The sequence below is a fragment of the Streptomyces sp. NBC_00400 genome (assembly GCF_036048035.1).
GTDB lineage: Bacteria > Actinomycetota > Actinomycetes > Streptomycetales > Streptomycetaceae > Streptomyces.
Window position 1 is genome coordinate 674,919 of the sequence record NZ_CP107940.1, and the last position, 24,741, is coordinate 699,659.

Here is a 24,741-nt window from a genome sequence, read left to right on the forward strand (position 1 = left end):
CACAGCCGAACGTCCACGCGGGTCGCCCTTCCCGCATACGCTCCGCATCGCCCCTGATCATGGCCCCTATACCCTGCTCGCCGAGCCACTCCAGGATGAGGAGCGTTGCGTCCTCGACGCCGCTTTCCAGATCCACCTTGAGCCAGCGACCCCTTGCTTTAGTCATGGCCATGACCTCCAGGCTTCCGCCGGGCTCCGCAATGGAGCGTTTTTTCGGAGCGCCCGGAGCTTTCGAAGAGGGCGGCGCACCAATGGCAAGCTGAGCCTCAGGGCTCAATGCCAGATTCCGCCTGCTTGCCAGGGGAACGCGGGGACGGCCCCTCGGCGGGGAACACAATCGGGCTGAGCAGATGCCGTGTGCGTTCCGGTGAGGGACCGTGGCCCATCCGCGACACGATCACGTCGCGCAGGTCACCGATCATCTCTGCCAGCTCATCCTGGCTGAGCCAGAGCGCATGCTGGCGGAACCCCACCGAGTCGACGGACGGGTCGGCGCCGTCCCGGTCGAGGTAGGCGTTGAACTCGGCCAGCAGCGTGGCCATGGCCACCGCGAAGCCCCGACGGTAGTCCTCCAACGACATGGCCGCGGCCGCGTCGGCATCGATCACCGCTCGGGCGCGATGAAGCCGGTACCGGCGTTCAACGGAGCCACGCACCCGCTGTTCACCCTCCACCCTCAGCAGACCGCCGTCGGCCAGAAGTCCGACGTGCCGGTAGACCGTGGCCTTCGATACGTCGGGAAGGAGAGCGCACAGCTCGGTGGTCGTACGCGTCCGCCCGTCGCACATGGCGTGCACGACACGCAACCGCACCGGGTGCAGGAGTAGATCAACCGTATCCATGGACACATAGTCTCACCTTCGATACCTTTCTTAAACTTGAGAACAGCGAATTTCACAGGAAAAGGTAGGGAAACAGTCCATGACGCGCTTAACGCCCTCGGCCCGGCCCGAATCCGCCCTCCCCCAGCCGCCGTTGGGACGCCTGTACGACGTCGGGGGCCGGCGACTGATGCTGCACCGTTCCGGTAGCGGAGGTCCGACCGTGGTGTTCCTGCCGGGGGCCGGGCTGGTCGGCCTGGACTACCTGAACACCCAGAGCCGTGCGGCCGAACTGACCACCAGCGTGCTCTACGACCGTGCCGGCACCGGCTGGAGTGAAGAGGTTGAGCTGCCCCGCAGCGCCGCCGAGGTCACCGGTGAACTCCGCGACCTGCTACGTGCCGCCGGCGTCCCCACCCCCTACGTGCTGGTCGGCCACTCCCTGGGAGGGGCCTATGCCCGCCACTACACGCAGCGCTTCCCCGACGAGGTGGCGGGCCTGCTCCTGTTGGACCCCTTCCACGAAGACCTCCTCGACCACACGTCCCAAGGGGTACGGGAGAAGCTGGAGAAGATGTACCGGCAGGACCTGCCGGAGGCGACGCACGAGCAGCTCCAGCAGGCCCGCGACTGGGCGACACCGTTCTTTGCGAAGTGGCCTGCCCCCGTCCGCCGGCCGCTCATCGAACACCACCTCGCCACGTGGAGGACCGGGTATTACGAGGCCCGGAACGTCTACGACGACGTCGCAGACGAACTCCGGCACGCACCCGGCCTCCCCGACGTACCGCTGATCGTGCTCACCGCCCTCGGGTACGACGCCACCCAGGCCCGGCTGTGGTCCGAGGAAACGCTGCGTGAGAACAACAGCATCAAGGCCACCCTGCACAAGCACCTTGCCGCATCCGTCCCCCGCGGTGAGCTCCGCACCCTCGACGATGCCGGGCACGGCTGGCTGCACGAGGAGCAGCCGGAGTCCGTACTGCAGGCAATCACCGACCTGCTCCGCAGGTCGGCCGTATGACGGGCCGGGGCGCCGGCCGTCGGCCGTCGACCATCCGCCGGTGAGGAAGCCCACAGCAACACCGCCGACACGGCGCGCTACCGCAACAGCCGGATGATGCAGCGCGGCGGCCGGACGCCGCACCACGACGGCCCCGTCATCCACGGCATCGGGCGCTCCCGGGCCACGCCACGGCCGAGTGGCGAGCCGAGAGGGAGACCGTGCAGCTCGCCCGAGACGATCCCGCCGGCCGGGAAGCCCGGATTTCCGCGGCTTGCTCCGGCGGCGTCACGCGGGAGTCACGTCCGTTCCACGCCACAGTCATGGCCGACCTTCCACGCTGCAACAGATATGCCCTGCTCATGAAGACAAGGGGAAGCATCATGACGAATCTCCGGAAGCGGCTTCCGCACGTGATCGGCGCCTCGCTCCTGGCCGCGGCGCTCACCGGCACAATGGGCGCCATGAGCGCTGTGGGCGCTGAAGCGACGCCCACGAAGGCAACAACGTCGAAGTCGGCACCGGATGTCAGGTGCCGGTTGGTCCTCAACAAGAAGACCGGCAAGCTCTTCGTGTTCCCGAGGGGATGCAGGTTCGTCGGCGGTGGAACCACCGGAGCCACCACAACAGGAGCCACCATCGGTGGACGCACCGGTGGAGTCACCACCGGCGCCACGACAACTGGCGCGACCACCACCACAACCGGTGCCACCAGTACCACCGGCGCCACCACAACTGGCGCGACCACCACCTCTACCGGTGCCACCAGCACGACCGGCGCCACCACTACGGGCGCCACCATAGGCGGCGGCGTAGGCGGAACCACGGGCGCCACCACGACCGGCGCCACCATAGGCGGCGGCGTAGGCGGAACCACCGGTGCCACCACGACCGGCGCCACCATAGGCGGCGGCGTAGGCGGAACCACCGGTGCCACCACGACCGGCGCCACCATAGGCGGCGGCGTAGGCGGAACCACCGGTGCCACCACGACCGGCGCCACCATAGGCGGCGGCGTAGGCGGAACCACCGGTGCCACCTCCACCGGCGCGACCATAGGCGGGGGCGGCGGCACGACCGGTGCCACCTCCACCGGCGCCACCATAGGCGGGGGCGGCGGGACCACGGGTGCCACCACGACCGGCGCCACCATCGGCGGCGTACTCGGCGGGACCACCGGCGCCACCACCACCGGCGCCACCATCGGCTGAGGCAACAGCCGCTCAGGCAACAGCCGTACGAGTGGCACCCTCACCGGCGCCACCACCGGCTGGGGCGAGCGACGCGCAGCGCAGAGCTCTCGGCTCCTGCCGAGGGGCGGACGCGGTCTCGCGATCTCCGGTCTCGCGATCTCCCCGCTCTGCGCGCGCAGTCGACAGGTGAGGTGAACCCTGAGGTCTCTCCAGCGGATCGTCCCCACCACGGGCCCGATTCCGCCGGGGGGACGTTCGCCGTGTCGTGCGGGGGACGAACGGTGTGCCTCATCCCGGACAGCGCGTCAGTCAGTTGGTCACAGTGTCCTCACACGCAGGCCGTCGCTTCACACGCGGGCCTTTGCCCCGGTTGCCTGTGGTTCCTTGTCGCGGCGAAGTGGGCGGGTGATGCGGTTCCGCGTGGACGACGCTCTCGACCCGATCCATTGCAGGAAGTTGGTCGGAAGGAAGACCATGTCCGCAACGACCATCGCCAGCGAGAAGAACGGCAAGCCGCAGATCACCGCGATCGTTGCGTGTTCGGTCATCAGGACCGCGAGCAGCACGTTCTTCACCCGGCGGTTGAGGAGGGTGAAGGGGAAGGCGACCTGCGCGATGACAGTGCCGTAGGTGATCAGCGTGACGATCACGGAGCCACTGTCGAGTGCCTGGGACAGCGGAGTCCACGGGCTGAAGTAGTTCAGGTGAAGCGGATAGTGCAGGGCGGTCCCGTCCTGCCAGCGCGGGCCCTGGATCTTGTACCAGCCGGCCGTGGCGTAGAGCAGACACACCTGGGCGGCAATCACAAACATCGCTGAGTTGTGGACGAGGTTGGCGGTGACATCCAACACCCCTCGCACCTCGGAGAAGCGGCTCCGCCCTGCCCAGTACCACAGGGCCTGGATCAGCCACAGCCCCCAGAAGATCAGAATCCACCCCCACGGGAGCTGCGCGAATCCCGTGATCTGCGCGAGGGCGAGGCCCAGGCCGCAGAGCCCCCACAAGGCCACGCCCACCGGATTCCTGTCCTCCTCGCCCAACGCCGCGGCGCGCGCCCGCCGTCGCGCGTCCAGCGACCACACCTGCCCACAGCGGGTCAGCACCAGATAACTCGCGATCAGGTGGATGAGGGTGTCGCCACCGTCGCCCAGCAGGACGTTGCGGTTCAGGAGCGACAACACCCCGATCATGAACAGCAGCGAGGTCGTGCGGGTGTGCCACCCGACGAGCAGCAGCAGGCAGGCGAGGATCGTCCCGTGGTAGACCAGCTCGAACCACAGCCTGTCGCTCGACCACAGCAGCACCGTGAACGCGTGGTTCGAGGCAACGAGGCGATGGGCCAGGTCCAGTCCCCACGGGCTGGTGGTGCCGTAGAGCTCCTGGCGGTGCGGCCACTCGCGGATGAGGTAGAGCCCGAAGGTCAGCGCGAAGCCGATCCGGACGACCGCGGCCTGGTAGGGCGCCAGCGTCAGCCCCGTGATCTTGTTCAGACCTCTGGCGATGGCCCGGTCGAGCTTTGTGCCCAGATCCTTGAAGGGGGAAGGTGCCCGGGCGGTGTCCTTCTCGACGCTCACTGGAACTCCTTCTTGGAGACCGGCCACCAGGGAAGCACCTGGTAGGTCGTCTGGGTGTTCACGCGCTCAGTACTCCACTTCGGCGGGACAATCGGGGTGTTCGACGCGTAGATCTGCACCTTGACCACCTGGCCGCCGTCGACCCGAGGTCCGATCCGGTGTGCCGCGATCCGGCGCACATAGGCCTCGGAGAGCTCGCCCCGCAGGCCGACCGGCCGCCCCTTGACGTCGTGCGTCCTGTTGTAGAAGTCCCAGGCCTGGCGAAGCATGTTCTGGTGCGCGTGGCTGGGTGCGGGATTGCCCCTGATCGCTTTGATGTCCTGGGCGGTCAGGCCCACCCAGTTCGTCAAACGCCGGGAGCCGTCGGCGAACTTGACCTCGGCGCGCGCGTTCACGGCGATGTTCTGCTGGAGCGGGTTCGGGGCGAAAAGCTGCCAGTTCTGGTCGAACTCCGGATAGACCCAGCCGTTGACCAGCCCGACGTACTGCCTGCTGAGGGCGTTGGACGGGGCGACGAACAGGAACAGCATGATCACGTGGAGCGTGACAACGATCGCCAGCACCGCGATGGTTCCTGCGATCACGATCCGCGACAGCAGCGACCAGGACCCGTTGGGCGCGGGCGGCAGGGCACGGGGGGCGGTTGACGCACTGGGCGCAGGGCCTCCGTCGGCGCTTTCCGCACCGGTCTCGACCGAGGCTGTCTCGCGTGGCTCCACAATGCTCCCTCGGTCGCAGGTCCCGGACATTCGGCGGATTCACTGGCGGATCACCTGGTCTTTCATCGGATCACCGCGTCTGAATGAGAATAAATGCGTACATAGCCGTACAAATACTCTATTGAGCCGAATGGTTGACGGGGCGTGCCCCTGCGCGGCGACCACGTACGACGAAAGCGCCGAGGCCGCCGGAGCGCACGACTACGGAGCCACTTCACGTCACGAAGACCGGCCGCACAGTCAGGTGGCACCTTGAACGCGAACAGGCACAGGCGCAGGCACAGGCACAGGCACAGCACCTTGCACGGGCGACACGCGGAACGGGCCAAAACATGGAACGGGTGGCACGCGGAACGAGTGGCACAGGGAACGGCGTGACGGCACCTTGTCGGCACCTTGTCGGCGCCTTGAGAAGAAACCCTCGGAGGGCCCCGGCTCGGGGCCCCTGAGGAGTCCATGACCCTGTGGCCACGGAGAGTCACCAGCTGGAGTTGCCGGCCGGCCTCACCGGGCCGGAGTCACCAGCCGGCGCCCGGCCTCTGCAGTCCGTCCACCAGGTGGCACAGCCGCGGCGTGGGACGAAGTCCGAGCTCGTCGCGAAGACGGTGCGTATAGCGTTCGAATTCGTCCAACGCCTCGGACGGATTGCCCTCCGCCAGGTGGGCACGGATCAGCGAAGCCTGGCTGCTCTCCCGCAGTGGATTCGCCTGTACGGCCGCGTGGGCGGCCGCCACTGCCCCGGCGAACTGCTTCGTGTCGATGAACGCTCCCGCCAGCGCCTCAAGGGCGTGGAGTCGGAGCTGCTGCCATTGCTCGGCCTCCCGCAGGGCCCACTCGTCGTACCAGCCGGGCAGCAGGTCGTCGGTGAGCTGGTCAACGGTGGCCGCGTTGATGTTGAGGTCCTCGGCCGGGACACCCGGGTCGAGTATGCGCTGGGCGAGCGACCGGGCATGGTGCAGGTCGACGGTGACCTTTCGCGCGAGGCGCACCTCGGTAGGGCAGACATCCAGTGCCTTCCTGCCGATGCCACGCAGGCGCGACAGCGCCGACCGCAGGTTCGCGTACGCGCTCTGTTCGCATGCCTCGGGCCACAGGGTCCCCGCAACCAGGGAGCGGGGGGCAGCGGCACGACCGTTGAGCGCAATGAACGCCAACAGCCGCTTCGAGCCGACGGGCACCGTCACCGGGACGTCGTTCACCACAAGGTCGAAACCGCCGAGAAGGGCGATGTGCACGGTCGGCCGGCTGCTCGCGGGTGGCCAGGAAAAAATCAGGTCATCTGAGCTCATGGCTGGTGATCGCGGAGGGAGACGTCCGGTGCGGCGTAAGCCGACTGGCCGTGCCCCCGATGTTCGAGGTTCGCAATCATCTGTGCACCTCCCACAACCACATGTTGCGCTGCCCTCGGTGGGTTGTCGAATTGTTCCAATTCAGCAGGACATATTCCCTCCTGGGGCGCGTGGGCACATATGCCCTCCGGTGGCAAATGGGCAGGCACCCGGGACCGCTCTTCGACGACCGCGGCGCAGCTTCCGCGCCGCGAGGCGACGGGTCGGCCGGTCGCTTGCACGGGACCTGCAGGTGGCCACCCGACGGGCCGACGGAGGGTCCGGACCTCTTTCAGGAGCCGTGAAAAGGGGCCCTGGCCTGTGTCGAAACCAGGTCGGGCGTGTTGAGTGCCATGGCGCCAGGCGTAAGGGCCGGACCGGACCGGCGCCGCACAGACACCAACGATGCGCACAGGGCCGATGACGGGAAGCGACAGACCGGGCGTGGAACCCTCCGGTGGACGCTCCAGGTACGGAGTGCGCACCAGCCGTCAACCGATCAGATAGAGAAACACCCCAGGCGCGGTGGCGGAGCCGCCCGTAGTGGTCACCGCGATGGTGACCGCACCCAGGGAATGGGCGGGAGCGATGGCTGCGACTTCGGTGTCGGACAGGACGGCGAACGTGGCGGGGACACCGCCGAAGGTCACGCCGGTGGTCGTCGACAGGTGAGTGCCCGTGATGCCGACCAGGGTGCCGCCCGCGGGGAGGCCGGTCAGCGGGCTGAAGCCGGTGGCGGTCGGCGGGCCCACGAAGTTGAAGGTTCCGGAGGCGGTGGCGGTACCACCCAGGGCCGTGACGACCAACGACACGGCACCGGCCGTGTGGGCGGGGCTCACGACGGTCAGTTGACTGTCGGACACCACCGTCGGCGTCACCTCGGTTGCACCGAACGCCACCGAGGTGGTGGTGGCGAGGCCACGCCCGGTGACGGTCACCGTTTCGCCGCCCGCGAGGGGCCCGGACGACGGCACGACGGCGACGATGACGGGCGGGGGAAGGTAGTAGAAGGGCTCCGGGTTGCTGGTGCCCGCTGGTGTGCTCACCGTGGCGTCGACCACTCCGGCCCCTGAGGGGGCGACCACCGACACGGATGTGGGTGTACTGGCCGTGATGGCGGCCGACTTGTTCCCGAAGCGCACCTCGGTGGCGCCTGCGAGGCCGGTGCCGGTGATGGTCACCGTGGCCCCACCACCGGTAGACCCCTGGTCGGGATTGATCGGCATGTCCCCGCCTCACCTCTGCCTCGGCGAAACCCTTGAAACGCCCTTTGCCCGTAGTCCACCAGTTACGCAGGAAATACGATCCGAGGCGAGACGGCATCTCCCACTTCACCCGGATGGCGCAGCCGAGAGCGTTGAGCGGATGCGCGGCCGGCCCCGCCGGCCGGCTGCCGTGCCGCCGTCTCGCATGCCGTTCGTGACGCCCTCTTCCTGGCGACCCGCTCGTGGCGCCCTGTCGCCGGCTCCTGATGAGCCGGCGACAGGGCAGGGCGGACCGGTGAGGAGTGCCGCATCACCGCTCGACGGATTACGGCTCGACGGATTACGGCATTTGCGGGCCCCGGACCGTCCTCGCTCCGGGCGAACCGGTACGGGGAGGACCGCTCACACGTAGGTGTATCCGCCGGCGACGGTCGTGCTGCCGCCCGGTGTGGTGACGACCACGGGAACGTTGCCGAGCGCTCCGGCGGGGGTGAAGCCGACCAGCGCCGTACCCGACGCATTGACCGAAACCCCCGTCGCCGCAACCCCGTTGAACGTCACCACCGCACCGCCCAGACTGCTCCCCGTGATCACAAACGCCGTACCACCCGCAGCGCTGCCCGACGACGGCGAGAGCAAGGTGACCACGGGCGGGGGTGCCGTATAGGTGTACCCACCGGCGACGGTGGTGCTCCCGGCCGGGGTGGTGACGACGACCGGGACGTTGCCGGCGGGGCCGGGCGGCGTGACGCCGGTGAGCACCGTTCCCATGGGGTTGATGGACACTCCGGTGGCCGGCACACCGTTGAAGGTGACCGTTGCGCCGGTGAGGTTGGTGCCGATGAGGGCGAACGCGGTGCCTCCGGCGGTGGACCCGCTGTTGGGCACGAGAGCGGTGACCGTCGGGCCGCTGACCGGCGTGCGCCGGTATTCCGCAGGCCCGTTTCGCGAGCCGCCCGGCGTACGCGCCGGGCGGTGCCAGCTGGGCAGTCCCCGCCGTGTGGCAGTGGTGACGCCCGGGGACACATACCGCTCGTCCCCGGGCCCCGTTTCCGTTGTCCGCTTTCCGTTGTCCGTTTGCCTTTGTTCGCCCCTCGGCCGAGGGGCGAACGGCTACTGGTGGTAGATGGTTGCGGCCCAGTTGGCCTTCCAGTTTCCGTCGCCGAACTGGAGGTTGACGGAACAGCGACCGGTGTCGCCGTCACAGGTCAGGCTGTTCGCCGGGACGGGAGCGGCAAGCCGTGCGCCCTGAGGGGACCGGAGCGCCTGGTGGAAGATGTTGGCCGACCAGCTTGCGCGCCAATTCCCGTCGCCGAATTGCAAGTTGGCGGTGCACTTTCCGGTGTCGCCGTCGCAGTTGAGGCCCGTTACCGGTACCGGAGCGCGGTAGGCGGAGCGGGGTGTCTGGTGGTAGATGGTCGCGCCCCAGCTGGCCTTCCAATTGTTGTCACCGAAGCGGAGGTTGGCTGTGCACTTGTAGGTGTCGCCATCGCAGTTGAGCGCAGTCACCGGTACCGGAGCAGCAACGGCCGGGCCGGCCAGCCCGATTCCCAGAGCAGCGAGTGCAGCGCAGGTGCCGACGATGATGCGTCGCATAGCCGTCCTTCCCTCGTGGGCGCACGGCGCGCCCGATTCCAGAGAAGGATTTGCTGATTTCCTGCTGCGCCAAGCCCGCAGAGAGCGGCCTTCAGCAGAAAGAGTGCACCCCCGCACCGACGACCGAAATCGGAGCCGGGCTGCCGGTCGGCAGTTGGTGGTGAACGGCGCATTCGCAGGGGCTCGGGGAGTGAAGAGGGTGCAGCGCCCGGTACGGCCGGCTGTCCGTGGCTCATGCCACCGGCACGATCCGGGCTTCCGGCGGCAGCCTCGCCGCACGCGCTTCCGTGCGTGCCGGCTGCGCGGATGAGGGTGCGGTCCGTGGGTAGCTTGTACGGTTCGCCCTTGTCCGTCAGCCTGCCGCTCCTCCCCCTCAGGGCGCCGGAGTTTCGATCGCCGAGGCGTCGTCGAGAACGCGGCGGGCGGCCTCCGGAAAGTCTCGTACCTCGGCGGTGAACGCCAGTCCGGCTTCGGCAACGGTTGCGGCGGCGTCCGTGCACTCGCGCGACCCGGCGTCGCCTCTCTCTTGCGCTCCGATGGAATTCCGCAAGGGTCTGATGCATCGGTGCGCAGTTCTGATGAGCTCCTGTGAAGGGGAGACCACGGGCGGCGGCCCCTCCAGGATTACCTGCACTCCGAGATGGTCGAGTTTGTCGATATCCCGGTGGAAGGCGTCCATGTCCGTCGTGTGTGTGACTCCCGGTACCTTCCGAGCGCCCGCTCGATGGCTCGTACCTGTGCGAGGAAATCCGCGTACACGATACGGCGCGGCTCACGGCGCTCCCGCACATGGCCGACTCGCAGTCCGCGCCTCAGCTGCGCCTCCTGGGCCGCGAGTTGCCCCCGGACGGTCCGGGCTCCCCATAGCCCCGTGACGGCCGCGGCACCTCCTTTACCGAGTGCGCCGACGGTAGCTCCCAAGATCGCTGCTATGCCCGAATCCACCTCGGCAGTCTTGCGTATGCCATCGGCCTGCGTGGAATAGCGCAGTAACGTACCGGACGGTTCACCTTCGGTCATGGGCCGGTCCAGCCCTTGCTCTCCCGGTCCGGAAGTGCGCTTGCCCGGGACGGTTTACGCGTGGGCATCCGGGCGCCCTTCACGGGGAGGCACCTTGCCGTTCGCGGGGAGGGACCCTGCCTTTCACGGGGGCGAGTCTCTTACACGGACTCCGTGGCGACGTGCGCCGGGGGCCGCGCCTCGCCCTGGCGGGGGCGGATGTAAGGATGCCGTCATGACTGACAACGTATTTTTCGACATCACCATCGATGGCGCCCCTGCCGGGCGGATCGTCTTCACCCTGTTCGACGACGTGGTCCCCAAGACCGCGAAGAATTTCCGTGAGCTGGCCACCGGCGAGCACGGCTTCGGCTACGAGGGATCCGGCTTCCACCGCGTCATCCCCGACTTCATGCTCCAGGGCGGCGACTTCACCGCCGGCAACGGCACCGGCGGCAAGAGCATCTACGGCGAGAAGTTCCAGGACGAGAACTTCCAGCTCAAGCACACCAAGCCCGGTCAGCTGTCGATGGCCAACGCGGGCCCGCACACCAACGGCTCGCAGTTCTTCATCACCACCATCGTCACGGACTGGCTCGACAACAAGCACGTCGTCTTCGGCGAGGTCGTCGAGGGCATGGAGATCGTCAGGAAGATCGAGTCCCTGGGCTCCCGCAGCGGCGCCACCCGCTCCGACATCGTCATCGCCAAGTCCGGCGTGGTCGCGTAGTAGCCACCGTGCCTCCGGCGTCGGCGGACCCCGTCGACGCCACCCGATCCTGGGTACGGCGGCGTCGCGCAGACTTGGGCTGCCGCGTCGGATGCCACTGCGGATGGCACTTCGGATACCGCTTCGGACGCCGCCCTGCTGCAGGCCGGGGTTCGACAGCCGTGCCCCGGCCTCGCTCGGCGTGACGATCAAGGCCCTCGGCGCCGATGTCCGCCGGGACGGGCCCCGGGCACCCGAGCTGCGCTCCGGGCGGCCGCCGCCATGAGCGCGGCGGCCGCCCGCGGCGGCCCGTTCCGCCGCTGACTCGATGACCTCCCCTGTGGCCCACGTCACACCACATCGCCGGAACTCGCACGTCCGGTTATCCGACTCCCTGAAGCGGCACGGCAGAGGACTGGGCCACACCGCCTTCGAGCTGGGAGCATCCGGGTGACCACTGAACAACGTCTCGCATCGGGCCGTGCCGACGATGCCCCGGACGCCGTCGGCTCCGGTGCGCAGCGGGCCGCCGCACGGCGGACCGGGTGGTCCGTCCTTCGCCCGCTGGTGTGGCGACTGCACTTCTACGCCGGTGTGCTCATCGCGCCTTTTCTTCTGGTCACCGCGGTCACCGGACTGCTGTACGCCGGAGCGTTCCAGGCGGAGAAGGTGGTCTATGCGCATGAGTTGAACGTCCCGGCCGGTGAACACACGATGCCGCTGTCGCGGCAGGTCGCCGCCGCCCGCAAGGCCCACCCGGAGGGCAAGATCGCTGCCGTACGCCCGGCACCGCAGCCGGGCGACACCACGCGCGTCCTGCTCGCCGGCGCGCCAGGGGTCTCCGCCGAGCACCAGCTCGCCGTCTTCGTCGATCCGCACACCGGCAGCATCCGGGGAGCACTGCCGACGTACGGCGCCACGGGTGCGCTGCCGCTGCGCACCTGGCTCGACGATCTCCATCGCAACCTGCATCTGGGCGAGAACGGCCGCCTCTACAGCGAACTGGCCGCCAGCTGGCTGTGGGTGGTCGCCGGCGGCGGGCTCGCGCTGTGGATCGGCCGGAAGCGTACGAGCCGCAAGCTGCGGGCTCTCACCCTGCCGGATCGCACCGCCACCGGACGGCGCCGGACGCTGTCATGGCACGGCGCGGTGGGTGTGTGGGCGGCGGTCGGCCTGTTCTTTCTGTCCGCAACCGGCCTGACCTGGTCCACCTACGCCGGAGGGAACATCGACGAGCTGCGTCAGGCCCTGGGGCAGGCAACACCGGCGGTCTCGACGGCAGTGGCGCAGGACCATGCGCACCACGGTGGCGCCGGCGGGACGGCGGGGATGCCCGACATGCCGGGGATGGACGGGAAGAAGGGCGGCGCGTCGGGCGGATCGGCATCCGCTGACGTGGGCATCGACAAGGTACTCGGGGCGGCCCGCGCGAAGGGGCTCTCCGACCCCGTCGAGATCGGCCTCCCGACGGGCAAGGGCACTGCTTATGTCGTCAAGCAGGTCCAGCGCAGCTGGCCCGAGAAGCAGGACGCGGTGGCGGTGGACCCGGGCACGGGCAAGGTCACCGACGTCTCGCGCTTCGCCGACTATCCCGTCCTGGCCAAGCTCACCCGCTACGGCATCGACCTGCACACCGGCACCCTCTTCGGCATCGTCAACCAGCTCGCGCTGGCCGCGCTCGCCCTGGCGCTGATCTTCCTGATCCTCTGGGGATACCGGATGTGGTGGCAGCGTCGTCCCACCCGCGAGGGCACCCTGTCCTTCGGACGGCCGATTTCTCGGGGCGCCTGGCGGCAGGTTCCGCTGCCCCTGCTGGTACCGCTCGCGCTCGTCGTCGTGGGGGTGGGCTGGGCGGTGCCGCTGCTCGGCATATCGCTCGCCGGGTTCTTGGTCGTGGACATCGTTCTGGGCGCGCTCGCACGCCGCCGGGCTCCCGCTCCGGCCTCCGTGGACTGACCGGTCTCGGAGACCGGAGGCCGTCAGTACGCGGGGGCGGGGCCGGAGGCCGGAGGCCGGCACGTCGCCGGGAAGCTGGTGGTCGTCGCCGCGCGGCGGGCGCGTGGCGTTAACCGAAAGTGCGGTGGCGCTGCCCGAAGTGCCATGGCGCTGCCCGTAGTGCGGTGGTGCTCCGTGGTGCGGTCGCGCTACCAGTAGTGCTTTCGGCCGGCGACCGCGTGCCCCATCGCGCCGAGGAGCCACAGAATCGCGCCGATAACGGCAAGAATGACCCCGATGGTCCACAGGATGGAAATGCCGGTCACAAATCCGATGACGAGCAGAATGACTCCGAGAACGACCACGGTGCGCTCCGATCTCGCATGGGTGTGGCTTCAACTTTGATCCTCGGTTGCCGGATCGGCAAGTCTTGGTGATGCGGCGATAAAGGTGGATCGGGGCAGCTCGGCCGCCGCTTTCCTTTCTCACGGATTTCCCGGGGACCTGAGCGGCGCGGGCTGCTTGAGGCGCGTAAGCCGTTCGGGACGCGTGGACACGGCGGCGACGAGTGTGCCGACGAGTATGCGGGCGGACGATCCGGGGGGACCATGGAAGCCACAGCACTCACCTGCCAGGGGCAGGCCACAAAGGCACGTGGGCAGGTCAGGCCACGGAACGGGGTGTGGGCACACCCCACGTGGTCCGGCAGACGGAAGGAGTGCCGGGGTGAGCGCAGACGAGGCGCGGCCGGCCGGCGCCGGTGGACCGGTGGGTAAGTCGTCGCAGCCGAGCGGGCTGATGGACCTCCTCGCCGTCGCCGCGGTGCTGGTGGATGCCGAGGGACGGATCGTGCTGTGGAGCCCGCAGGCCGCGGATCTGTACGGCTACTCCGCCGAGGAAGCGCTCGGGCAGTACGCGGCGCCGCTGCTCATCCACGAAGAGCACCGGGATCTGGTGATCAAGAAGTTCGCCGAGGTCATGGAGACCGGCCGGAGCTGGGGCGGCACCTTCCCCGTCCGCCACAAGGACGGCGCCGCACGGCAGGTGGAGCTGCGCAATATGCGGTTGATGGACGACCACGGCGATTTCTACGCCCTCGGGCTCGCCACCGACTCACCGACGCTTCGCGCGGTGGAGCGGGATGTCGCACTGTCCACCCGGCTGATTTCCCAGTCCCCCATCGGGCTGGCGATTCTCGACACCGAGCTGCGCTACGTGGCCGTCAATCCCGCGCTGGAACGGATGCACGGCATTCCCGCGGAAGACCACCTCGGCCGGCGCTACCGCGAGATCATGACCGCCGCGAAGTTCGAGGTGCCCGAGACCGCGATGCGGCAGGTGCTCGAAACGGGCGTCCCCATGGTCGACCAGGCCACGGTCGTCGGCCGCAGTCCCTCCGACCCGGACCAGCAGCGCGCCTGGTCCATCTCGTTGTACCGGCTGGAGGACCCCCAAGGGCGGGTTCTCGGGGTGGCCGACCTGGTGGTGGACGTCACCGACCGGTACCAGTCCGCCATGGAGGCCAGCGAGGCCCGTCGGCGCCTGGCCCTGATCGCGGACGGCTCGGCCCGTATCGGCACCACCTTGGAGGTGGAACAGACCGCGCGGGAGCTGGCCGAGGTCACCGTTCCCGAACTCGCCGACGTGGTCACCGTCGATGTGCTCGACTCCATCCTGGCCGAGCACCGCCCGGCCCGTGACGAGGGCCCCGCGGTCTTCCGCGCCCTCGCCGTGAAGGGCGCCTATCCCACCGAAGCCCTCCAGGCCGCCGACCCTCCCGGCCAGACCGCCGCCTACGAAGCCGACCGCCTGGCCACCCGGTGCGTACGCACCGGCCGCCCGATCCTGGTCTCCCACGCGGATGACGACGATCTGGCGCGCATCGCCCGCGACGGCCACGCCGCCACGCTGCTGGCCCGCGCCGGGGTGCACTCCTACCTGCTGGCCCCGCTCACCGCACGCGGCCAGATCCTCGGCTGTCTGGGGCTCACCCGCGCCCGCAATCCGCTGCCCTTCGACGAGGACGACCTCGCCCTCGCCGCCGAACTGGCCTCCCGCGCCGCCGTCTGCATCGACAACGCACGGTCGCACCAGAGCGTGCGCAACGCCGCCGAGACCCTGCAGCGCAGCCTGCTCCCCGACCATCCGCCCCACCTTCCCGGCCTGCAGATCGCCTCCCGGTACCGGCCCGCGCAGGCCACCTATGAGATCGGCGGCGACTGGTACGACGTCCTCCCGCTCGAGGGGGACAAGACCGCACTGGTCGTGGGCGACGTCATGGGCAGCGGTATCGACGCCGCCGCCACCATGGGCCGCCTGCGCACCGCCACCAGCGCCTTCGCCGACCTCGATCTCGACCCCGCCCAGGTCCTCCAGCACCTCGACAAGATCACCTCAGGGCTGGAGCACTACATCGCCACCTGCGTCTACGCCGTCCACGATCCGCATCGCGCCGAATGCCATATCGCCACCGCCGGCCATCTGCCACCCGTCCTCGTCCGCAGCGGCAAGCGCCCCGAACTCCTCGATCTGCCCACCGGCACCCCGCTCGGAGTCGGCGGCGTCCCCTTCGAGACCACCACCTTCCGGCTCGGCCCCGGCGACCAACTCGTCCTGTACACCGACGGGTTGGTCGAAACCCGGCATCACCCCATCGACGAACGCCTCGACACTCTGCTCTGCCTGCTCGACGCCCCCGGCCGCTCCCTGGAAGAGACCTGCGACCGGCTCCTCAGCGACCTCCGGCGGCCCGACGACCCGGATGACGTCGCCCTGCTCATTGCGCGCACACGGCCCTTCACCGCCGGGTCGTAGCATGCCGGCCGGGTTGACGGAGTGGCGGCCGAGGACCACGCTCGTCATATAGGTGCTCGATACAACTGACTCGTCGCGGGACCGCCCGACCGGGAAACCGGGCACCGGCGCTCGCGCCCGTGCTGTCCGGCGGCTTGCGGGCCGGACCGGGAGGACATGGCATGTGTGGCATCACCGGCTGGGTTTCCTTCGACCGTGATCTGCGCTCCGAGCGGGAAACCGTGGACGCGATGACCGAGACGATGTCCTGCCGCGGGCCCGACGACCGTGGCACATGGGTGCAGGGGCCGGTCGCCCTCGGGCACCGCCGCCTCGCCATCATCGATCTGCCCGGTGGGCGTCAGCCGATGACCGCCGACCGGGCGGACGGGAGCCCGGTCGCCCTCGTGTACTCCGGCGAGGCCTACAACTTCGGCGAACTGCGTGACGAACTCGCCGCCAGGGGTCACCGTTTCACGACCGCCTCCGACACCGAGGCCGTCCTGCGCGGATACCTCGAATGGGGGGAGGCGGTCGCCGAACGGCTCAACGGGATGTTCGCCTTCGCGGTCTGGGACGAGCAGCGCCGGCGGCTCGTCATGATCCGCGACCGGATGGGCATCAAGCCGTTGTACTACTACCCCACCCCTGATGGCGTGCTGTTCGGCTCCGAGCCCAAGGCGATCCTCGCCCATCCGCTCGCCGCGCGGAGGGTCGGCCCCGACGGCCTGCGCGAGCTCTTCGCCTTCGTCAAGACGCCCGGCCACGCCATCTGGGAGGGCATGCACGAGGTGGAGCCCGGCACGGTGGTCACCGTGGACCGCGACGGGCTGCACCGGCACGTCTACTGGTCCCTGCGGACCCGGGCCCACCAGGACGACCCGGACACCTCGATCGCCCGTGTCCGTGAACTGCTCGACGACATCGTCCGGCGTCAGCTCGTCGCCGATGTCCCACGCTGCACCCTGCTGTCGGGCGGCCTGGACTCCTCGGCGATGACCGCGCTGGCGGCCCGTCAGCTGGGCGAGGCCGGCGGGAGGGTACGGAGCTTCGCCGTCGACTTCGCCGGCCGGACCGAGCACTTCGTGGCCGACGAGCTGCGCGCCACCCCCGACACGCCCTTTGTGCACGACGTGGCCCGTCTCGCCGGCACCGACCACCAGGACATCGTGCTGGACTCGGCCCACCTCGCCGACCTCGGTGTCCGCGCAAAGGTCATCGGCGCACGGGACCTCCCGATGGGCTTCGGCGATATGGATGCCTCGCTCTACCTGCTGTTCAAGGCGATCCGGCAGCATTCGACGGTCGCTCTGTCCGGCGAGTCGGCCGACGAGGTGTTCGGCGGCTACCAGCAGTTCTTCGACGAAGAGGCCCGCACGGCCCGCACCTTCCCCTGGCTCGTCCGGGTCGCCGAGCGCTTCGGCGCCGACGGCAACATCCTCACCCCCGCCGTCACCGACGCCCTCGATCTCGGCTCCTACATCCAGGACGGCTACCGCTGTGCCGTCAAGGGCGTCGAACGTCTCGACGGGGAGAGCGACTTCGAGTTCCGGATGCGCACGATCTGCTATCTGTACCTGACGCGCTTCGTGCGGATCCTGCTCGACCGCAAGGACCGCGCGAGCATGGCGGTCGGGCTGGAGGTGCGGGTGCCGTTCTGCGACCACCGGCTGGTCGAGTACGTCTACAACACACCGTGGTCGCTGAAGTCCTTCGACGGCCGGGAGAAGAGCCTGCTGCGCGAGGCCACGGCGGATCTGCTGCCGCAGTCGGTGTACGACCGGGTGAAGAGCCCCTACCCCTCCACACAGGACCCGCAGTACGCGGTCGCGCTCCAGCAGCACGCCAAGGACCTGCTGTCCCGCCCCTCGCACCCCGTCTTCGAACTCGTCGACCGCACCTGGCTGCAGCGCGCGGCGCACCACGATGCGCCGCGGATCACCCAGGCGTCCCGGAGCGGCCTCGAACGGACACTGGACCTGGCCCTGTGGTGGGACATGTACTCCCCCACGGTGACGGTCGCCTGACCGGGGCGGGCGGCCCTGGTGGCGTCGTCACATACGGGGCGACGCTGAGCCATACTTCAGCCGACCGGACACGGTGACGACGCCCGGAAGCAGGGCGTCCCGTCCCCCCCATGGAGCGCTGCGCAGATGACCGGCAACCCCAGCGAGTCACCGGCTCCCCCGCCTGCCGGTACGGGCAACGGGCCCGCCGTCTCCCGCGAGGAGTTCGACACAGTCTTCGAGACGGTGCGCACATGGGGCCGCTGGGCCCGCGCCGGCCGCGGCGCCTGGAACCGGGTGACCCCGGACCACGTACGGCGGGCCACCGCTCTGGTCCGGTCCGGAACCACCGTCCCTCTGGGGCGTCCCTGGAACACGGTCCCCGGACCGGACAACAGCAGACCCGCCCTGCACTACATGTCCGACCTCGGTGACATCGAGCCCCCGGAACCCTCCACCCACAAGGACTTTCTCGCCGTCGACTACCACGGCAAGGCCGTCAGCCATCTGGACGCGCTGTCCCACGTCGCCTACCGGGGGAAGCTCTACGACGGCCGCACGGCGCACGAATGGGTCGATGCCGGCGGGGCCCGCTTCGGTGCCGTCTCGGCGCTGGGCCCCCTCGTGACCAGGGGTGTGCTGCTCGACCTGCCCACCGTGCTGGGGTGCGCATGGCTGGAACCCGGGCGGGCCGTGCACGCCGCGGACATCGTGTCCGCGGAGCAGGCACTCGACGTGACCCTCGGCGAGGGCGACGCGGTGCTGCTGCGGTCCGGCAGCGTCCGCCGGCGCCGGGAGCTGGGCGCCTGGGACCCCGGCACGGCGAGCGCGGGCTTCCACGTGGATGCCATGCCGCTGCTGGCCGAGCGGGGTATCGCTCTGCTCGGTGGTGACGGCGACAGCGATGTACGGCCCTCACCGGTCGACGGCCTGCATTCTCCGGTCCATGCGCTCGCCCTCGCCGCAATGGGGGTGCCGCTCCTGGACAACCTCGACCTCGAAGCGCTCTCGGTCGCCGCCGCGGCGGCGGGCCGTTATGCGTTCCTCTTCGTGGTGGCCCCGCTGGACATCCCGGGCGGCACGGGCTCGCCCGTCAATCCGGTCGCGGTCCTGTGACCCGGTCGCGGTCCTGTGACGGCGTTCCCGGCCGTGACCGTGTGTGACTGCCGGGAGCTGCCGGGGTCCGGCTTCCCCGGTCCACGATCGGTACCGCTCTCCACACAGAGATCTACAATGAGACGGGACGGTGTGGTTTGCCCATGCCCGGGCGGCCGGAGAGCGGCACCTACCGATGTGGGAAGTGGTCGGGATGGGGCTCGTGGGAGAGGACATCGGCCCCGCGCGCGCCCGTGAGCAGTTTCTCCGCGGTGGGGCGGTCGAGGGGCCCGTGCGCAGCCCGATCCTGAATTCGTGGCAGCGCTCCCGGTCGCTGGGGCTGTCGCCGGAGGAATGCGAGCTTCCGTTCCGTCAGGATCTCGATCTGGACGGGCGGCTCGTCCGCGCCGCCACCCCCGTACTGGACCGTCTGCAGTCCAGGTTCGCGGGCAGGAACATGAACGTGTCCCTCGCCGACGGCCGCGGGGCCGTACTGCAGCGGCGTTTCGGCGACGCCTCGCTGGTCAGGCATCTGGCCGCGATCCAGAGCGTCCCGGGTTTTGTGTTCGCCGAGGAGTTCGCGGGGACCAACGGCATCGGTCTGGCCCTCGCGGAACGGCAGCTGATCAACGTCTACGGCGCCGAGCACTTCGCCGAACGCTCCCAGTCCAATGCGTGCGCGGCCATTCCCGTCCGGGACCCGCTCAGCGGACGCATCGAAGGCATCCTGTGCCTCGGCTTCCCGCCCACCGATGCGGATGTGGCGCTGAACGACGTGATCAGCAGGGCAGCCGGGGCCATCGAACGGCGGCTGCTGGAACAGAGTTCGACGCGCGAGCGCGCCTTGCTGCAGGCCTACCTCGACGCCAGGAGCCGGGCACCGGCCGGTGAGGCGACGGACAACGGGCAGCCGCGCGGGCCTGCCGAGAGCCCGCCGGCCGAAAGTGGGCTGGCCGAGAGCGGGCTGGACTGGCGTGACCAGATGATCCTCAAAGAACGGGCCACCGATCTGATCTCCTCGGCGCAGCGAGCCGCCGTCGAGGTCCCGCTGCCCGGCGGCCGGCGGATCACCTTGCTGAGCCGGCCGGTGACCAGTCCCTCCGGCGTGGAGGGCGTCGTCATCGAGGCGGTCCTTCCCGCACCACATCAGCACCTCGCCGTCGTCAGCGCCGCCGGCGCCGCGCCCGGCCCGGCGCCCGTGCAGCTTCTCGCCCCCGGCGTCCCGCTGCACGGGCAGCTTTCCGGCACCGGACCGGACCGGGCGGCGGCCCAGGACCGCCCACCGGGCGCGCCCGGTCCCGCCGAAAGCCCCTCCGGCCGTCACACCGAAGGGCCCGCCGGACCTCGCTCCCGCCGCACGGCCGGTGGGCTGGTGCTGATCGGTGAGCCGGAAGTGGGGAAGTACGCCGTGGCAGCCCGGCGCCGCCTGGAGCTGCTGTCCGAGGCCAGCACCCGCATCGGCACCACACTGGACGTGAGCCGTACCGCCCGGGAACTCGCCGAGATGGCTGTCCCGCGCCTGGCGGACTACGTCACCATTGACCTTCCCGAGGCGGTGCTGCGCGGCGAGGAACCGACCGATCCCCGCACCGGCCTCTACCGCACGGTGGTCCACGGGATCCGGGACGACTGCCCCTTCTACCCCGCCGGTGAGCGGGTGGACCTGCGTCCCTCCACGCCCCAGCTCCGTTGTCTGGACGACCGGCAGCCCATCCTCGAAGCCGACCTGAGGACGGCCGGCGGCTGGATCGCCCAGGATCCCGCGCACGCCCGGCGCCTCCTTGGCCATCATGTGCACTCGCTGATCGTCGTCCCCCTCCTCGCCCGCGGCATCGCCCTGGGCACGGCGAGCTTCTACCGCTCACGGGATCCCGCCCCGTTCGGGGACGACGACCTTTCGCTGGCCCAGGAACTCGGCACCCGTGCCGCCATCTGCATCGACAACGCCCGCCGTTTCACCCGCGAGCACACCATGGTCCTTGCCCTGCAGCACAGCCTGCTGCCGCAGAGCGTCCCCGAGCAGAACGCCGTCGACGTCGCCTACCGCTATCTGCCCGCCGAGTCCGGCGTCGGCGGCGACTGGTTCGATGTCATCCCCCTCTCCAGCACCCGGGTGGCCCTCGTCGTCGGGGATGTCGTCGGCCACGGTCTGCACGCCGCCGCCACGATGGGCCGGCTGCGCACCGCCGCGCGGAACTTCGCCGAACTCGACCTCGCCCCGGACGAAGTCCTCACCCATCTCGACAACCTCGTGGGACGCCTCGACCGGGACGAGGGCACCGAGGGGTCAGCGGCCGACAGCACCGGCATCATCGGCGCCACCTGTCTGTACGTCATCTACGACCCCACCACGCGGCAGTGCGTGATGGCCCGGTCCGGGCACCCTCCGCCCGCGCTGGTCCACCCCGACGGCACCGTCACCTTCCCGGACCTGCCGGCCGGCCCGCCGCTGGGCCTGGGCGGCCTCCCCTTCGAGACCGCCGAGTTCACTCTTCCCGAAGGCAGCCGGCTCGTCCTCTACACCGACGGGCTCATCGGGGACCGCGACCGCGACGTCGATACGGCTCTCGACCTGCTGCGCCACGCCCTGGCGCACCCGGACCGTCCGCCCGAGGACACCTGCGAGGCGGTCCTCCGGGCCGTGGCGCCCCGGCACCCCGCCGATGACATCGCGCTGCTCGTCGCCCGCACCCGTGCCCTCGCTCCCCGGCGCATCGCCACCTGGGACCTGGCAGCCGACCCGGCGCTCGTCTCCGGCGTCCGCGCCGCCGTGACCCGGCAACTGACCGAATGGGGGCTGCACGAGGTCGTCTTCGCCACCGAACTGCTGCTCAGCGAGCTGGTCACCAATGCCATCCGCTATGGCACCGCCCCCATCCAGGTGCGCCTGCTCCATGACCGCACGCTGATCTGCGAGGTCTCCGACGCCGGCAGCACCGCCCCGCATCTGCGCCATGCGGCCAGCACCGACGAGGGCGGCCGGGGCCTGTTCCTCGTCGCACAGCTCGCCCAGGCCTGGGGCACCCGTTACACGGCGGGCGGCAAGGTCATCTGGGCCGAGTGCGCTCTGGAGGCACCGGCAGGAAAATCCGACGCCGCCGAAGCATTTGTCGACACCATCCCCGCCCTCTGACAGGCCCTCCGGCATCTGGGCCACGACGGGCCGTACCATGTCGGAATTGTGGTAATCGGTACGGATAGCGCTGACAGCCCCCCTCCCCTGGGCCACACCCCCCGGCCTCTCGTCCGGGTACGCGGCCTGTGCAAGCGGTTCGGCGGCACCCTGGCGCTGGACGCGGTCGACCTCGACATCCGCCCCGGCCGCATCCTCGCCCTGCTCGGCCCCAACGGTGCCGGAAAGTCCACCCTCATCAAGGTGCTCGCGGGCGTCCACTCCGCGGACGCGGGCGAGGTGAGCGTCGCCGGGCACCCGCTCGGCACCGAGGCGGCCTCCCGCGCCCTGTCCTTCATCCATCAGGACCTGGGTCTGGTCGACTGGATGACGGTCGCCGAGAACATCGCCCTGGGGGCCGGCTATCCCCGCCGCGCGGGACTGCTGTCGTGGCGGGGGATCCGCGGACAGTGCACCGCGGCCCTGGACATCGTGGCCGCGCATCTCGACCCGGACATCCCGCTCGCCGATCTCCCGCGCGCCGAACGCTCCCTGGTGGCGCTCGCCCGCGCACTGTCCACCCGGGCCGCCGTCATCGTCCTGGACGAGCCGACCGCCAGCCTCCCGGCAGCCGACTGTGCCCGGCTGTTCGACGTCCTGCGCACCCTGCGCGACCAGGGTCGTGCCCTCGTCCTTGTCACCCACCGGATCGACGAGGTGTACCAGGTCGCCGATGACTTCGCCGTCCTGCGGGACGGACGCCTCGTCAGCCAGGGCCCGGTAAGCGGCTACCGGCCGGCCCGGCTGGTGCGCGACATCGTGGGCCACGAACCGGCCGGCTTCCGGATCGCCCCCGCTTCGGGTCCGGCCGTACTGCGCCTCGACCGGGTGCGGACCGAGAGCACGGCGCCGGTCAGTCTGGAGGTGCGCGCCGGGGAAATCCTCGGCATGGTGGGCCTCACCGGCGCCGGTCACATGGAACTGGGCCGCGCCCTCGCCGGATCCCGGCCGGTCGCCGGCGGACGGGCCCTGCTCGACGGCCTGCCGTACGCTCCGCACACGGTCATGGCCGCCGTCGGCTCCGGCGTCGGCCTGGTGACCAGCGACCGTCAGGAAGAGGGCTGTGCCCCCGAACTGACGGTGCGGGAGAACTTCCTGGCCAACCCCCGGGCGAGCGGTGTGCCGCCGTGGCGCCGGATCGCTCCCCGGCGCGAGCGCGCCGAGGCCGCGGCCCTGGTCGAGCGGTTCTCGGTGGTCCCCCGGGACACCGAGGCGCCGATCGCCACCCTGTCCGGGGGCAACCAGCAGAAGGTCATGGTCGGCCGGTGGCTCAGGACGAGCCGGCGTCTGCTGATCCTCGAAGAGCCGACCGCCGGGGTGGACGTCGGCGCCAAGACGGCGATCTACCGCCTGCTCCGGGATGCGCTGGCCGAAGGCCTCGCCGTCCTGCTGCTCTCCACCGACTTCGAGGAGGTCGCCCACGTGTGCCATCGCGCCCTGGTGTTCGTCCGCGGGGCGGTGACGGTGGAGCTGAGCGGCGGGGCTCTCACGGTCACCGAACTCGCCCGTGCCTCCTCGGCGATGAGCGCGCTCACGGGGACGGTGGAACCATGACCCCCTCCCCCCGCCTCCTGCCGGGACGCCGGTTCGGGCACTTCCTCGGCGCCTATGGCCTCCTGGCCTTCGCCGCCCTGCTCTTCCTGGCCTTCTCCCTCGCGCTGCCGGACACCTTTCCCACCCTGGACAACATCTCCGAGGTCCTGTCCAACCAGTCGATCCCCGCCCTCCTCGCGCTGGGCGCCATGATTCCCATCGTCACCGGCAAGTTCGACCTGTCCCTCGGCTACGGTCTCGGCCTGGCGCACGTCATGACGATGCAGCTCCTCGCCAACGAGGCGTGGCCCTGGCCCCTCGCCTGCCTCGCCGTGATCGCCGGCGGGGCGGTCGTCGGCGTCTTCAACGGGATCGTCGTCGAATTCGCAAAGATCAACTCCTTTATCGCCACGCTCGGCACCGGCAGCATCCTGTACGCCCTCACCGGCTGGATCACCAACGGGGCCCGGATCGTCCCCGGCCCGCAGGGCCTGCCGACGGCCTTCACCGATCTCTACGACTCCAGGTTCCTCGGCCTGCCGGTGTCCGCCTTCTACGTCCTCGCGCTGACCGCCGTGCTGTGGCTGCTCCTGGAGCGGCTGCCGCTCGGCCGCTACCTGTATGTCATCGGCTCCAACCCGCGCGCCGCCGAGCTGGTGGGCATCCCCACCCGGCGCTACGTCGTCTACGCCTTCGCCGGTTCGGGACTGGTCGTCGGCATCGCCGGTGTCCTGCTCGCCGCCCAGCAGCGGATCGGCAATCCCAGCGTCGGCCTGGACTATCTGCTGCCCGCTTTCGTCGGTGCGCTGCTCGGGTCCACCGCGATCAAGCCCGGCCGCCCGAACGCCCTGGGCACCCTGGTCGCCGTCGTCATTCTCGCCATCGGCCTCGCCGGAATCGGCCAGCTCGGCGCCGAGTTCTGGGTCACCCCGCTGTTCAACGGCGCCACCCTGCTCCTCGCCGTCGGCATGGCCGGCTATGCCGCCCGCCGCCAGCTGCGCCAACGGCGGACACCACCGTCCCGGCCCCGCCATGACGCGGTCCGTATCAGCTCGTGACC

19 protein-coding genes are annotated in these 24,741 nt (G+C 70.0%); 10 read left to right on the forward strand and 9 right to left on the reverse strand.

All coding sequences use genetic code 11. The features are described from left to right. Positions 1 to 266: 266 nt before the first annotated feature. A complete protein-coding gene (locus tag OHS81_RS03025; protein ID WP_328382166.1) occupies positions 267 to 842 on the reverse strand; it encodes a helix-turn-helix domain-containing protein in 576 nt (191 codons plus the stop codon). A 79-nt stretch (positions 843 to 921) separates the two neighbouring features. Here OHS81_RS03025 and OHS81_RS03030 point away from each other — a divergent pair, with 79 nt between their 5' ends. Then, a complete protein-coding gene (locus tag OHS81_RS03030; protein ID WP_328382168.1) occupies positions 922 to 1,845 on the forward strand; it encodes an alpha/beta fold hydrolase in 924 nt (307 codons plus the stop codon). A 362-nt stretch (positions 1,846 to 2,207) separates the two neighbouring features. Continuing rightward, complete coding sequence (locus tag OHS81_RS03035; protein WP_328382170.1) at positions 2,208 to 3,035, forward strand: hypothetical protein; 828 nt, start codon at positions 2,208 to 2,210, stop codon at positions 3,033 to 3,035. A 329-nt stretch (positions 3,036 to 3,364) separates the two neighbouring features. Here OHS81_RS03035 and OHS81_RS03040 read toward each other — a convergent pair whose 3' ends face one another. The 7 genes from OHS81_RS03040 to OHS81_RS03070 all read right to left on the reverse strand — a co-directional run bounded on the left by OHS81_RS03040 (position 3,365) and on the right by OHS81_RS03070 (position 10,118). Beyond that, a complete protein-coding gene (locus OHS81_RS03040; RefSeq protein WP_328382172.1) occupies positions 3,365 to 4,591 on the reverse strand; it encodes an HTTM domain-containing protein in 1,227 nt (408 codons plus the stop codon). Then, entirely contained in the window at positions 4,588 to 5,175 is a 588-nt protein-coding gene (locus OHS81_RS03045) for a DUF5819 family protein (protein WP_328382174.1), read from the reverse strand. The genes OHS81_RS03040 and OHS81_RS03045 overlap by 4 nt, the downstream gene beginning before the upstream one ends. Positions 5,176 to 5,828: 653 nt before the next feature. Continuing rightward, a complete protein-coding gene (locus OHS81_RS03050) occupies positions 5,829 to 6,599 on the reverse strand; it encodes an AfsR/SARP family transcriptional regulator (protein ID WP_328382176.1) in 771 nt (256 codons plus the stop codon). A gap of 530 nt (positions 6,600 to 7,129) precedes the next feature. Then, positions 7,130 to 7,864 (reverse strand): IPT/TIG domain-containing protein, encoded by a 735-nt coding sequence (locus OHS81_RS03055; RefSeq protein WP_328382178.1) that lies wholly within the window; start codon positions 7,862 to 7,864, stop codon positions 7,130 to 7,132. A gap of 381 nt (positions 7,865 to 8,245) precedes the next feature. Then, positions 8,246 to 8,869 (reverse strand): IPT/TIG domain-containing protein, encoded by a 624-nt coding sequence (locus OHS81_RS03060; protein WP_328382180.1) that lies wholly within the window; start codon positions 8,867 to 8,869, stop codon positions 8,246 to 8,248. Between the two features lie 87 nt (positions 8,870 to 8,956). Next, positions 8,957 to 9,439, reverse strand: coding sequence for a hypothetical protein (locus tag OHS81_RS03065; RefSeq protein ID WP_328382182.1), 483 nt, complete (start codon positions 9,437 to 9,439; stop codon positions 8,957 to 8,959). Positions 9,440 to 9,812: 373 nt separating this feature from the next. Then, on the reverse strand, positions 9,813 to 10,118 hold the full coding sequence (locus OHS81_RS03070; RefSeq protein ID WP_328382184.1) for a hypothetical protein: 306 nt from the start codon (positions 10,116 to 10,118) through the stop codon (positions 9,813 to 9,815). Positions 10,119 to 10,673: 555 nt separating this feature from the next. Between OHS81_RS03070 and OHS81_RS03075 the strand changes: the two genes are divergently transcribed. Both OHS81_RS03075 and OHS81_RS03080 read left to right on the forward strand, forming a co-directional pair. Then, a complete protein-coding gene (locus OHS81_RS03075; RefSeq protein WP_328382186.1) occupies positions 10,674 to 11,168 on the forward strand; it encodes a peptidylprolyl isomerase in 495 nt (164 codons plus the stop codon). Positions 11,169 to 11,597: 429 nt separating this feature from the next. After that, positions 11,598 to 13,103: a PepSY-associated TM helix domain-containing protein gene (locus OHS81_RS03080; RefSeq protein ID WP_328382187.1), complete on the forward strand. Its 1,506-nt coding sequence runs from the start codon at positions 11,598 to 11,600 to the stop codon at positions 13,101 to 13,103. A 188-nt stretch (positions 13,104 to 13,291) separates the two neighbouring features. Here OHS81_RS03080 and OHS81_RS03085 read toward each other — a convergent pair whose 3' ends face one another. Then, positions 13,292 to 13,447 (reverse strand): DUF6131 family protein, encoded by a 156-nt coding sequence (locus OHS81_RS03085; RefSeq protein ID WP_328382189.1) that lies wholly within the window; start codon positions 13,445 to 13,447, stop codon positions 13,292 to 13,294. A gap of 433 nt (positions 13,448 to 13,880) precedes the next feature. On the opposite strand from OHS81_RS03085, the gene OHS81_RS03090 reads away from it, so the two are divergent. The 6 genes from OHS81_RS03090 to OHS81_RS03115 all read left to right on the forward strand — a co-directional run bounded on the left by OHS81_RS03090 (position 13,881) and on the right by OHS81_RS03115 (position 24,739). Beyond that, positions 13,881 to 15,896 (forward strand): SpoIIE family protein phosphatase, encoded by a 2,016-nt coding sequence (locus OHS81_RS03090; RefSeq protein ID WP_328390865.1) that lies wholly within the window; start codon positions 13,881 to 13,883, stop codon positions 15,894 to 15,896. A gap of 161 nt (positions 15,897 to 16,057) precedes the next feature. Beyond that, positions 16,058 to 17,902 carry an asparagine synthase (glutamine-hydrolyzing) gene (gene asnB / locus OHS81_RS03095; RefSeq protein WP_328382191.1) on the forward strand — a complete coding sequence of 615 codons (1,845 nt, stop codon included), beginning with the start codon at positions 16,058 to 16,060 and terminating at the stop codon, positions 17,900 to 17,902. A gap of 126 nt (positions 17,903 to 18,028) precedes the next feature. Further along, the gene (locus tag OHS81_RS03100) at positions 18,029 to 18,997 is read left to right on the forward strand and encodes a cyclase family protein (protein WP_328382193.1); all 969 of its coding nucleotides are present in this window, start codon (positions 18,029 to 18,031) and stop codon (positions 18,995 to 18,997) included. A gap of 193 nt (positions 18,998 to 19,190) precedes the next feature. Beyond that, positions 19,191 to 22,109, forward strand: a complete 2,919-nt coding sequence (locus OHS81_RS03105; RefSeq protein WP_328382195.1) for a SpoIIE family protein phosphatase — start codon at positions 19,191 to 19,193, stop codon at positions 22,107 to 22,109. A 48-nt stretch (positions 22,110 to 22,157) separates the two neighbouring features. Beyond that, a complete protein-coding gene (locus tag OHS81_RS03110; protein WP_443058644.1) occupies positions 22,158 to 23,702 on the forward strand; it encodes a sugar ABC transporter ATP-binding protein in 1,545 nt (514 codons plus the stop codon). Further along, positions 23,699 to 24,739: an ABC transporter permease gene (locus tag OHS81_RS03115; protein WP_328382196.1), complete on the forward strand. Its 1,041-nt coding sequence runs from the start codon at positions 23,699 to 23,701 to the stop codon at positions 24,737 to 24,739. Before OHS81_RS03110 ends, OHS81_RS03115 begins: the two co-directional genes overlap by 4 nt. The last annotated feature ends 2 nt before the right edge of the window (positions 24,740 to 24,741 follow it).

What these genes read in the sequence shown, in the direction of transcription:
- OHS81_RS03050 (WP_328382176.1), bottom strand. Translation starts at nt 6,599, where the DNA reads ATGAGCTCAGATGACCTGATTTTTTCCTGGCCACCCGCGAGCAGCCGG.
- asnB (WP_328382191.1), top strand. Translation starts at nt 16,058, where the DNA reads ATGTGTGGCATCACCGGCTGGGTTTCCTTCGACCGTGATCTGCGCTCC.
- OHS81_RS03025 (WP_328382166.1), bottom strand. Translation starts at nt 842, where the DNA reads ATGGATACGGTTGATCTACTCCTGCACCCGGTGCGGTTGCGTGTCGTG.
- OHS81_RS03090 (WP_328390865.1), top strand. Translation starts at nt 13,881, where the DNA reads ATGGACCTCCTCGCCGTCGCCGCGGTGCTGGTGGATGCCGAGGGACGG.
- OHS81_RS03105 (WP_328382195.1), top strand. Translation starts at nt 19,191, where the DNA reads ATGGGGCTCGTGGGAGAGGACATCGGCCCCGCGCGCGCCCGTGAGCAG.
- OHS81_RS03115 (WP_328382196.1), top strand. Translation starts at nt 23,699, where the DNA reads ATGACCCCCTCCCCCCGCCTCCTGCCGGGACGCCGGTTCGGGCACTTC.
- OHS81_RS03100 (WP_328382193.1), top strand. Translation starts at nt 18,029, where the DNA reads ATGACCGGCAACCCCAGCGAGTCACCGGCTCCCCCGCCTGCCGGTACG.
- OHS81_RS03075 (WP_328382186.1), top strand. Translation starts at nt 10,674, where the DNA reads ATGACTGACAACGTATTTTTCGACATCACCATCGATGGCGCCCCTGCC.
- OHS81_RS03070 (WP_328382184.1), bottom strand. Translation starts at nt 10,118, where the DNA reads ATGGACGCCTTCCACCGGGATATCGACAAACTCGACCATCTCGGAGTG.
- OHS81_RS03065 (WP_328382182.1), bottom strand. Translation starts at nt 9,439, where the DNA reads ATGCGACGCATCATCGTCGGCACCTGCGCTGCACTCGCTGCTCTGGGA.
- OHS81_RS03035 (WP_328382170.1), top strand. Translation starts at nt 2,208, where the DNA reads ATGACGAATCTCCGGAAGCGGCTTCCGCACGTGATCGGCGCCTCGCTC.
- OHS81_RS03055 (WP_328382178.1), bottom strand. Translation starts at nt 7,864, where the DNA reads ATGCCGATCAATCCCGACCAGGGGTCTACCGGTGGTGGGGCCACGGTG.
- OHS81_RS03030 (WP_328382168.1), top strand. Translation starts at nt 922, where the DNA reads ATGACGCGCTTAACGCCCTCGGCCCGGCCCGAATCCGCCCTCCCCCAG.